Below are 9,048 nucleotides of genomic sequence, written 5' to 3' on the forward strand. Positions count from 1 at the left end.
GCCCCGGCGGCGCCCCGGCGGCGGGCGGAGCGCGCCTCCGGCGCCTGGGAACCGGGCTGCGGGGCCGGCCCGGTCGCCGCGTCGGTCATGCTGCCCGGCGAAGGCCGGCGTCGGACGCGCGGCAGGTCATGCCGCGCGCACCCCGGACTTGCCCAGCACCGCCAGCGTGGCGCCGTCGACGCCGGAGAGGATCTCCTCCCCCTCCTCAAGGCCCAGCATCTCGGCCAGGCGGGCGCGGGCGCGGTTGGCGCGGCTCTTCACGGTGCCCACGGCCACCCCCATCATCACCGAGGCCTCCTCGTAGGCGAAGCCCGAGGCGCCCACCAGGATCAGCACCTCGCGGTGCTCGGGCGAGAGGCGGTCGAAGGCGCGGCGAAAGTCGGCGAGGGCGAGGCGCCCGTCGTGGGACGGCTTCTCGCAGAGCGCGGCGGCGTAGATCCCCTCGGGGTCGGCGACCTCGCGGCGCGTCTTGCGCTTGTCGGAGTAGAAGGTGTTGCGCAGGATGGTGAAGAGCCAGGCGCGCAGGTCGACCCGGGCTGGAACCTGTCCAGGTTGGTCCAGGCCTTGACGATGGTGTCCTGCACGAGGTCGTCCGCCGCCGCGACGTTGCGGGTGAGCGAGATGGCGAAGGCCCGGAGCGCGCCCAGATGCTCGGGCAGCTCGTCGCGGGGGTCGCGCGCGCCGATGGGGAGCACGCCCTCGGGCCGGCCCACGACCACCCCGGACGGCGAGTCGGACTCGGGACTGGGCGCGGGGGCCTCGGCGGTGTCCGGAATCCCCGTGGCCTGGGATTCCTTCATTTGCCGGTCTCCTTGGCGCGGAGCTGCGCTATGAGATCCTTGAAGCGGTCGGGGATGTCCTCGCTCAGCGCCTCCTCGTAGACGCGCTTCAGGTTTTCATCGATCTGCTGATGAAGCCTGCTCTTCCCCTTGCTATCCGCCATTTCCACATACATGCCCAAGTCTGTCCCCGCGTCTGTCCCGCCCATCGTTCGGAACCGAACGCACGAGGACGGCGTTCGGTTCCCGGGAGATGGGAGAGGGACAGTTCCATGACGCAATACTTCGCCTCCGCCGTGGGGGCCAGCCTTCCGCAACTGCGACGTTACGCTCGTGCCCTCACGGGGAGCCAGGACGCGGGGGACGGGCTGGCCGCGCGGACGCTGGAGGCGCTGATCGCCGACCCGGCGGTGGCCGAGGAGACCGAGCCCAAGATCGCGCTGTTCCGCGCCTTCCACCGGGTCTGGTCGCAGGCCGGCGCGCCGCTCGAGGAGGCCGAGACCCGCGTCGAGGCGCGCGCCCAGGGCCACATGGCGCGGCTCACCCCGCTGACGCGCGAGGCGCTGCTCCTCCACGCCATCGAGGGCTTCCTGCCGCAGGAGATCGGCGCGATCATGGGGACCACGCCCGAGACCGCCAGCGAGCTCATCGACACCGCGATCCGCGAGATGGAGGAGTCGGTCGCCGGCCGCGTCATGGTGATCGAGGACGAGGCGATCATCGCCATGGACATCAGCGCCATCGTCCGCGAGATGGGCCACCGCGTCACCGGCGTCGCCCGCACCCGCACCGAGGCGGTGCGCCTCGCGCGGGAGGTGAAGCCCGACCTCGTGCTCGCGGACATCCAGCTCGCCGACAATTCCTCGGGCATCGACGCGGTGAACGACATCCTGGGGGAGTTCCACGACCTGCCGGTGATCTTCATCACCGCCTTCCCCGAGCGTCTGCTGACCGGCGCGCGGCCCGAGCCCGCCTTCCTCATCACCAAGCCCTACTCCGAGGAGCAGGTCCGCTCGGCGGTGAGCCAGGCGATGTTCTTCGCTTCGACCGAGACGCTGGCCGCCTAAGGTGGCGGGGCCGTCAGTCCCCCCACGGCCCCTCTCGGTCGACGCCCCCGGGCCTCCTCCCCGGCCCGGGGGCTCCCCGCGGGCGGGCGCAGGTCAGCCCGTCCCCCCCGCGAGATGGGCGAGGATGTCCTCGGTCGAGAAGGGGCGCGCCAGCACCGGGAAGCCCAGTTCCGCCCCCTCCGTCTCGGCGGCCTCGCCTATCAGCACGACGCGCCCGCCCCGCGTGGCGATGGCCCGTGCCAGATCGGATTCGCGGTGCTCTCGCGGGGCCTCGGCCACGAAGGCCACGGCGAGCCGACCGACGTCGCCCAGCGCCGGCAGCGCCTCGGCCGGCGAGGCGACGGTGACGACGCGGGCGCCGGGATCGCGGTCGGCGATGGTCATGGCGATGTCCTGCGCCACGACGACGTGACGCAGCACGATCAGGTAGGCCGGGCGGTCCGCGCCGCCCCGCGCCGTGTCGGTCATCCTGGAGGTCCCCCGCTCCGGTTCGCGGCCACTCATGGAACATACCGCGACGGGCCGCATTAAACTACGACATATGAGCCACCCCTTTTCCGCCGCCCGAATGCCGACCGTTCCCTGCCGCGACTGCCCGCTCCGGCGGCAGCCCCTCTTCGTGCCCTTCACCGAGGAGGAGGTGCTCTTCATGGAGCGCTTCAAGCAGGGCGAGCTCCGCGTCGATCCCGGCACGACCATCCTGATGGAGGGCTCGAACAGCCCGCAGCTCTACACCGTGCTGCGCGGCCAGGGGGTGCGCTACAAGACGCTGGAGGACGGGCGGCGGCAGGTCATCAACTTCCTCTTTCCCGGCGACTTCACGGGCCTGCAGGCTGGCCTCATGGGCGAGATGAAGCATTCGGTCGAGGCGAGGACGCCGATGACGCTCTGCGCCTTCGACCGGGCGGAGCTCTGGCAGCTCTTCAAGGAGCAGCCGGCGCGGGCCTACGACCTCACCTGGATCGCCGCCGTGGAGGAGCACTTCCTAGGCGAGACCATCGCCACGCTGGGCCAGCGCGACGCCGTGCAGCGGGTGGCCTGGGCGCTGCTGAAGATCTGGCAGAGGCTCCGGGCGGTGGGGCTGGAACGGAACGGGACGGTGCCCCTGCCCTTCCGCCAGCAGGACCTCGCGGACGCCCTGGGCCTCAGCCTCGTGCATACCAACAAGACGCTGGCGCGGCTGCGGGCCCGGCAGCTCTGCGACTGGTCGGAGAGGGCGCTGCGCGTCCTCGACGCCCCGGGCCTCGCGGCGCTGGGCCTCGTGGAGGCGGAGCCGCCGGAGCGGCGGCCGCTCATGTGAGGGACGGCGCCTCCAGGAACGCGAGGAGGCGCCATTCGGAGGGGGAGAGGCCGGGAAGGGGCTCGGCGGGGGGAAGCTCGGGCACCTCGCCGGCGAGGCCCAGCACGCGCGGGTGGATGTAGTGGGCCTTGGCCACCGTGGGCGTGTTGTGGAGCCGCTGCGAGGCGGCCTCGGCCAAGTCCTTCACCTTGGGCTTGCCCCCCTGCTCCAGGAGCTCGAAGGCGGCGAGCGTCCCGGCCCAGGTGCGGAAGGTCTTGGCGGTGAAGGCGAGGTCCTCGTCGCCGTCGGCCTCGTCGAGATAGGCGTTGAGCTGGGTGGAGGAGAGCGAGTGGACCTGCCCCATGCGGTCCACCCAGGTCAGCAGCTCCGCCCCGGGAAGGTCCGAGGCCTTCTCGAGGATACGCAGGAGGCGGGAGTCCTTGAGCGAGCGGCGCACACGCTGGCCCGACTTGGCCTTGAAGTCGAGACGGATCTCGCCGTCGCGGAGGCGGACGTGCCTGTTGCGGAGCGTCAGCGCCCCGAAGCTGCCGTTCTCGCGCGCGTATTCCTCGTTGCCGACGCGCAGCGACAGGCGGTCGATCAGCGTCACGGCGGCGGCGAGCGCGAAGCGCGGCTCGCCCGGGGGCGCCTTGAGGTCGCGCCGGACGCGGTCGCGGATCGCGGGGAGGGCGTGGCCGAACTCCACCAGCTTGTCGTACTTGTTGCCCGCGCGGTGGAGCGACCATTCGGGGTGGTAGCGATACTGCTTGCGGGCCCTCGCGTCGTAGCCCGTGGCCTGGAGGTGGCCGTTGGGGAGCGGGCACATCCAGACGCGCTCGTAGGCCGGGGGGACGCCCAGCTTCTCCAGCCGCTCGCGCTCGGGGCCGCGCTCGATGCCGGTGCCGTCGGGGGCGATGTAGCTGAAGCCCTTGCCGCGCTTCACGCGCCGGATGCCGGGCATCGCGTCGGTGACGTAGACGAGCCCCTTGGGCATCTCCAGAGGGGCGGACTGCGCGGGGCCGGGGGTGTCGGGGCCGAGGGTGCCGGACTCCATGTCCTCGATGACGTCGGTGTCCTTCACGGGGCCTCCACCTCCGGGGGCCCTGGTCCCATGGCCCCCTGCCTGTCGGAACGCCGTGCCCCCGCCCCGGGGTTCCGGCCGCTCAACCGGGCGTGACCCGCACGATTCCGCCGTCCTCGAAGTCCGTGAGGAGGAGGAGCGAGCCGTCCGGCAGCTCCTCCACGTCGCGGACGCGGCCGAGGTCGGGGAGCATCCGCTTCTCGCCCGCGACGCGCTCGCCGTCGAGCCGGATGCGCACGAGGCCGCCGGGGTTGAGGGAGCCGATCAGCAGGTCCCCCCGCCAGTCGCCGAAAAGGGTGCCGCCATAGAAGTCCATGCCGCCCGGCGCGATGACCGGGTCCCAGTAGTAGTTGGGCTCGGCGAAGCCCTCGGCGCGGGGCTGCCCGGTGCCGACGGGGGTGCCATCGTAGTTGAGCCCGTAGGAGACCTCGGCCCAGCCGTAGTTGGTGCCGGGGACGGACAGGTTCAGCTCGTCCCCACCCATGGGCCCGTGCTCGATGGTCCAGAGCCGGCCCTGGCCGTCGATGGCCGCGCCCTGGACGTTGCGGTGGCCGAGCGTCCAGACCTCGGGCCGGCCGCCGCCTTGGACGAAGGGGTTGTCGCCCGGCACGGTGCCGTCCACGTTGACGCGCACGACCTTGCCCCAGGTGGTCGAGAGGTCCTGCGCGCGCCAGCGCTCCTCGGGGTCGTAGTGTTCGCCGGTGGTGACGAAGACGTGGCCCTGGCCATCGGGGACGACGCGGGAGCCGTAGTGCATGGGATCGGCCGAGGGAGGCTGCTGGACGAAGATGTCCTTGACGTCGGTGAGCCGCGTCCCGTCCTCGGAGAGGGTGCCCCGCGCCGCGGCGGTGGCGACGAGACCCTGGCCCATGGGCTTGGCGTAGGTCCAGAAGACGGTGCGGTCCTGGGCGAAGCCGGGGGAGACGGCGACATCGAGGAGCCCGCCCTGCTCGCGCGCGTCCACCTCGGGGAGGCCGGCGATGGGATCGGAGAGGGTGCCGTCGGGAGAGACGAGGCGCATCCGGCCGGGGCGCTCGGTCACGAGGAAGCTCCCGTCGGGGAGGCGGGCGATGCCCCATGGGTGCTCAAGGGACCCGGCGAAGGGGGTGGCCTGCACGGCCGTCGCGGGGAGCTCGGGCGCGCGGGTCTGGTTCTCCCAGGCGGGCTGGTAGGGGGCGTTGGGCGGGCCCTGCTCGACCTGCGCGAGGGCGGGCAGCGGCAGCAGGGCCAGGATGGTCGCGAGTCGCATGGGGTCCTCCGCTCGGATCTCCGGACGGAGCTAGGGCGTGGGCATGTCCCGTCCCCCCACATCCGCGCGAGCCAACCGGGAACACGCCCAGGCGGCGGCCTCGGCGACGGTGGGGTCCTCGGCGTTCAGGTGGCCCTGCGCGGCAGGGAGGAGCGCGGGGTCGCCGGAATTGCCGATGGCGTAGAGGACGTTCCTCAGGAAGCGGGCGATGCCGATGCGCTTGACGGGGCTGCCCGGGAAGCGGGCGCGGAAGGTCGCGTCGTCCAGCGTCGCCAGCTCCGCGAGGCGGGGCGGGCCGTCCTGGCGGAGGTAGCGCAGCTCGGAGGCCTGGACCGCGAACTTGTTCCAGGGGCAGGCGGCGAGGCAGTCGTCGCAGCCGTAGATGCGGTTGCCGAGCTTGCCCCGCAGCTCCTCGGGGATCGGGCCTTTGTGCTCGATGGTGAGGTAGGAGATGCAGCGGGTCGCGTCGAGCCGGTAGGGCGCGGGGAAGGCGCCCGTGGGGCAGGCGTCGAGGCAGCGGCGACAGGAGCCGCAATGCGAGACCTCGGGCGCGTCGGGCGGCAGGTCCACGGTCGTGAAGATCGCGCCGAGGAACACCCAGTTGCCGAAGTCGCGCCCGAGGAGGTTCGTGTGCTTGCCCTGCCAGCCAAGGCCCGCCGCCTGGGCGAGCGGCTTCTCCATGACTGGCGCGGTGTCCACGAAGACCTTTCCCTGCGCGCCCGGCTCCTGCTCCAGCAGCCAGCGCAGGACCCGCTTGAGGCGCGGCTTGACGCTGTCGTGGTAGTCGCGGCCCTGCGCGTAGACGCTGACGGCGGCGCGGTCGGGGTGGCCGAGGACGTCCAGGGGATCGTGCTCGGGCGCGTAGCTGTCGGCGAGCATGATGACGCTCCGCGCCTCGGGCCAGAGGGCGGTGGGGTCGCCTCGCCAATGGGCGCGATCGGCCATCCACTCCATCTGGCCGTGGCGCTCCTCGGCGAGGAAGGCCTGGAGGCGACCCATGGCCTCGGGGATCGCGTCGGGGCGGCAGATGCCCATGGCAGCGAAGCCGGCGGCGCGCGCCTCCTCGGCGAGACGCTCCTTCAGGGGCCGCGCGTCCACGGGCGCCTTGCGGCGCGGCGCGGTTGGCTCAGAAGTCGAGGTCCGCATAATGGGCGGCCGGGCGGAAGCCCGGGACCTGGTCGGCGAGGAGCGAGCGGAAGGCCGGGCGGGACTTGATCTTGGCGTACCAGTCCTTGACGGACTCGTACTTGTCCCAGGGGACATCCGAGACGTAATCGAGGCAGCTCAGTTGCGCCGCCGCCGCGAAGTCGGCGAGGGTCATGTCGTTGCCCCCGAGCCAGCGGCGCGTCTCCAGCAGGTGCGTCATGTAGCCGAGGTGGTACTTGATGTCCCGCGCGCCGGCCTTGACGGCCTGGGAGTCGGGGACGCCGCCGCCGCGCAGCTTCTTGAAGACCCGCTCGCCCATGAGGCGCTTGGTGACCTCGGCGTGGAACTTGCCGTCGAACCAGGCGCAGAGGCGGCGCACCTCGTAGCGGCCATCGGGGTCGCGAGGGAAGAGCGGCGGCGCGGGGACCGTCTCCTCGAGGTATTCGCAGATGGCCTGGCTGTCGGCGAGCGTCTTGCCGTTCAACCGCAGCACCGGGACCTGACCGGCCGGGTTGCGGCGGAGAAAGTCGAGGTCCTGTTCCCAGTAGCGCTCCTCCACGAGCTCCACCTCGATGCGCTTCTCGGCGAGGGCGAGGCGCACCTTCCGGGAGTACGGGGAGAGCGGGTAATGGTAGAGGCGGTTCATGCGAACGGTCCGGCGGTCGGGGGAGCGTCCGACCCATGCCGCAACGGGGCCCCGCGTTCAAGGGGAAGCGGCCTCCTCGAAGCAGGCGGCGCGACCATCCGCCTCGATCGTGGCGGCGCCGTCGAGGATGCTGCGGGCGCGGGCGCGCAGGGAGTCGGTGGGGTTCGCGGGGTCGCGGGTCTTGGGCGAGGGCAGGATCGCGGCGAGGCGGGCGGCCTGCACCTCCGTGAGGTCCGAGGCCGGGACGCCGAACCAGTGCCGCGCGGCGGCCTCGACGCCGAAGACGCCCTCCCCGAACTCGGCCACGTTGAGGTAGACCTCGAGGATGCGGCGCTTGGTCCAGAAGGCCTCCATGACCGGGGTGAGGCCGGCCTCGAGCGCCTTGCGGGTCCAGCTCCGGCCCTGCCAGAGGAAGACGTTCTTGACCACCTGCTGGCTGATCGTGGAGGCGCCGCGGTCGCTTCCCTGGGCCATCGCCGTGCGGATGGCGCGGAGGTCGAGGCCCCAGTGCTCGCAGAAGTTGGCGTCCTCGGCGGCGACCGCCGCACGCGGCATGATGGGCGCGACGTCGTCGAGGGAGACCCAGTCCTGCTCGATCCCGCCCAGGCGACGCGATTCGCTCATCATGTAGGGGTCGGTGGGGGGGTTGACAACGCTGAACAGGGCCACGAGCCCGACGACGGCCACGACCAAGAGGAGCACTCCACGCACGAGGAACGTCACGAAACGGCGCCCGAGGCCTTCGGGCTCCTCCTCGTCGAGGAGGGGTTCGGGCGGGGGCTTGGGCGCGCGGCTTCGGCGCGGCTTGGGAGGGGGCGGGGCCGCCGCCTCGTCCTCGGGCAGGGGCGGTTCGGGCGCGAGTCGCGCCCTGCCCTTCGCCGTGCTGCCCGCCGCCCTTGCCATGGCGCCTTGGTGGCGGCCCGGAAGGGGGCGGTCAAGGGGCGCTCAGGATTCGGTGCTCGCACGCGGGTCGGTGTTGGGCGTGGCGGCCATGCCTATGGTTCCGGGCGCGCCGCCGAGGCCCGGGGCGGGCGCGGCGGCGGTGGCCTCGCTCGGCATCTGCGGGACGGCGGTGGAGGCGGCCTCCATGGCGCGGCCTTCGAGGCGGTCGCGCAGGCGGGCCTCGATGTCCTGGGGCAGCGAGGTCTGCAGGATGCGGCCGCCCATGGCCTGGAGCCGGTCGATGACCCGGTCGGCGGTGAACTTGCGCAGCAGCACCGCCAGCGCCGCGCCGCCCTGGTCGAGCGAGCCGCCCACGTCGCGCAGGAAGCCGTCGTCGATCCCGAGGTCGGTGAGCGCCCCGCCCAGCGCCCCCGAGGCCGCGCCCACGGCGGCGCCGAGGAGGGGATTCAGGAACAGCATCCCGATCAGCGTGCCCCAGAGCGTGCCGCCCATCGCCCCGGCGGCGGTCATGTTGACGGCCTGGTGGAGCTGGACCTGACCCTCGGCGGAGCGGGTGACGACGACCACGTCCTCCATCTCCACGAGGTAGTCGCGCTGGAGCTCGAGGAACTCGGCGCGGGCGCGGAAGGCCTGCGCGGCGTCGGGGAAGGCGATGACGATGAGGTCGGACATGGGGGGCTCCCTGCTGTGGCTCAGAGGTTCCAGGGAAAGGAGGATAGCGGGCGCCGGAAATAAATCTAATCCCGCGGGGCCTCTGGCTTGCCCTGGGCGGCGCTGGGGCGCCGGTGTCAGGGGGACCAGTCCGCCTCTTCGGCGGGCTTGAGTCTTCTGGAAGGAGGCGGGGAGGATCTCCCGTCCTGGTATGTGGCCGCTTGGCGTTCGCGCTGTTGCTGTCCCC

Annotated in this window: 10 protein-coding genes and 1 pseudogene; 2 read left to right on the forward strand and 9 right to left on the reverse strand. The window is 72.4% G+C overall.

The window, feature by feature from the left end; all coding sequences use genetic code 11:
* Positions 1-126: 126 nt before the first annotated feature.
* Together RUMESO_RS23310 and RUMESO_RS23315 are read right to left on the reverse strand one after the other, a co-directional pair.
* A pseudogene (locus RUMESO_RS23310) lies at positions 127-695 on the reverse strand (RNA polymerase sigma factor).
* A gap of 101 nt (positions 696-796) precedes the next feature.
* On the reverse strand, positions 797-955 hold the full coding sequence (locus tag RUMESO_RS23315; protein WP_245639400.1) for a NepR family anti-sigma factor: 159 nt from the start codon (positions 953-955) through the stop codon (positions 797-799).
* Positions 956-1,051: 96 nt separating this feature from the next.
* Between RUMESO_RS23315 and RUMESO_RS23320 the strand changes: the two genes are divergently transcribed.
* Positions 1,052-1,846: a response regulator gene (locus RUMESO_RS23320; RefSeq protein WP_037284532.1), complete on the forward strand. Its 795-nt coding sequence runs from the start codon at positions 1,052-1,054 to the stop codon at positions 1,844-1,846.
* A gap of 93 nt (positions 1,847-1,939) precedes the next feature.
* Here RUMESO_RS23320 and RUMESO_RS23325 read toward each other — a convergent pair whose 3' ends face one another.
* A complete protein-coding gene (locus tag RUMESO_RS23325; protein ID WP_051521641.1) occupies positions 1,940-2,314 on the reverse strand; it encodes a hypothetical protein in 375 nt (124 codons plus the stop codon).
* Between the two features lie 100 nt (positions 2,315-2,414).
* On the opposite strand from RUMESO_RS23325, the gene RUMESO_RS23330 reads away from it, so the two are divergent.
* Positions 2,415-3,146, forward strand: a complete 732-nt coding sequence (locus tag RUMESO_RS23330) for a Crp/Fnr family transcriptional regulator (RefSeq protein WP_037284535.1) — start codon at positions 2,415-2,417, stop codon at positions 3,144-3,146.
* Here the strand turns inward: RUMESO_RS23330 and RUMESO_RS23335 are convergent.
* The 6 genes from RUMESO_RS23335 to RUMESO_RS23360 all read right to left on the reverse strand — a co-directional run bounded on the left by RUMESO_RS23335 (position 3,139) and on the right by RUMESO_RS23360 (position 8,822).
* Positions 3,139-4,119: a DNA topoisomerase IB gene (locus tag RUMESO_RS23335; protein WP_037284555.1), complete on the reverse strand. Its 981-nt coding sequence runs from the start codon at positions 4,117-4,119 to the stop codon at positions 3,139-3,141. The two genes, RUMESO_RS23330 and RUMESO_RS23335, sit on opposite strands and share 8 nt — an antisense overlap.
* Before the next feature lie 169 nt (positions 4,120-4,288).
* The gene (locus tag RUMESO_RS23340; protein ID WP_037284538.1) at positions 4,289-5,455 is read right to left on the reverse strand and encodes a PQQ-dependent sugar dehydrogenase; all 1,167 of its coding nucleotides are present in this window, start codon (positions 5,453-5,455) and stop codon (positions 4,289-4,291) included.
* 30 nt (positions 5,456-5,485) lie between these two features.
* Positions 5,486-6,538 (reverse strand): tRNA epoxyqueuosine(34) reductase QueG, encoded by a 1,053-nt coding sequence (gene queG, locus RUMESO_RS23345; RefSeq protein WP_425414951.1) that lies wholly within the window; start codon positions 6,536-6,538, stop codon positions 5,486-5,488.
* A gap of 43 nt (positions 6,539-6,581) precedes the next feature.
* The gene (gene fzlA / locus RUMESO_RS23350) at positions 6,582-7,247 is read right to left on the reverse strand and encodes an FtsZ-binding protein FzlA (protein WP_037284546.1); all 666 of its coding nucleotides are present in this window, start codon (positions 7,245-7,247) and stop codon (positions 6,582-6,584) included.
* Between the two features lie 57 nt (positions 7,248-7,304).
* The gene (gene mtgA / locus RUMESO_RS23355; protein WP_082484645.1) at positions 7,305-8,150 is read right to left on the reverse strand and encodes a monofunctional biosynthetic peptidoglycan transglycosylase; all 846 of its coding nucleotides are present in this window, start codon (positions 8,148-8,150) and stop codon (positions 7,305-7,307) included.
* Positions 8,151-8,192: 42 nt separating this feature from the next.
* Positions 8,193-8,822: a DUF1269 domain-containing protein gene (locus RUMESO_RS23360; RefSeq protein WP_051521642.1), complete on the reverse strand. Its 630-nt coding sequence runs from the start codon at positions 8,820-8,822 to the stop codon at positions 8,193-8,195.
* Positions 8,823-9,048 lie beyond the last annotated feature (226 nt).

Origin of the sequence: Rubellimicrobium mesophilum DSM 19309, from assembly GCF_000600335.2 — a bacterium.
GTDB classification, from domain to species: Bacteria; Pseudomonadota; Alphaproteobacteria; order Rhodobacterales; family Rhodobacteraceae; genus Rubellimicrobium; species Rubellimicrobium mesophilum.

What these genes read in the sequence shown, in the direction of transcription:
- RUMESO_RS23340 (WP_037284538.1), bottom strand. Translation starts at nt 5,455, where the DNA reads ATGCGACTCGCGACCATCCTGGCCCTGCTGCCGCTGCCCGCCCTCGCG.
- RUMESO_RS23330 (WP_037284535.1), top strand. Translation starts at nt 2,415, where the DNA reads ATGCCGACCGTTCCCTGCCGCGACTGCCCGCTCCGGCGGCAGCCCCTC.
- RUMESO_RS23360 (WP_051521642.1), bottom strand. Translation starts at nt 8,822, where the DNA reads ATGTCCGACCTCATCGTCATCGCCTTCCCCGACGCCGCGCAGGCCTTC.
- RUMESO_RS23320 (WP_037284532.1), top strand. Translation starts at nt 1,052, where the DNA reads ATGACGCAATACTTCGCCTCCGCCGTGGGGGCCAGCCTTCCGCAACTG.
- RUMESO_RS23315 (WP_245639400.1), bottom strand. Translation starts at nt 955, where the DNA reads ATGTATGTGGAAATGGCGGATAGCAAGGGGAAGAGCAGGCTTCATCAG.
- RUMESO_RS23335 (WP_037284555.1), bottom strand. Translation starts at nt 4,119, where the DNA reads ATGCCCAAGGGGCTCGTCTACGTCACCGACGCGATGCCCGGCATCCGG.
- mtgA (WP_082484645.1), bottom strand. Translation starts at nt 8,150, where the DNA reads ATGGCAAGGGCGGCGGGCAGCACGGCGAAGGGCAGGGCGCGACTCGCG.
- fzlA (WP_037284546.1), bottom strand. Translation starts at nt 7,247, where the DNA reads ATGAACCGCCTCTACCATTACCCGCTCTCCCCGTACTCCCGGAAGGTG.
- RUMESO_RS23325 (WP_051521641.1), bottom strand. Translation starts at nt 2,314, where the DNA reads ATGACCGACACGGCGCGGGGCGGCGCGGACCGCCCGGCCTACCTGATC.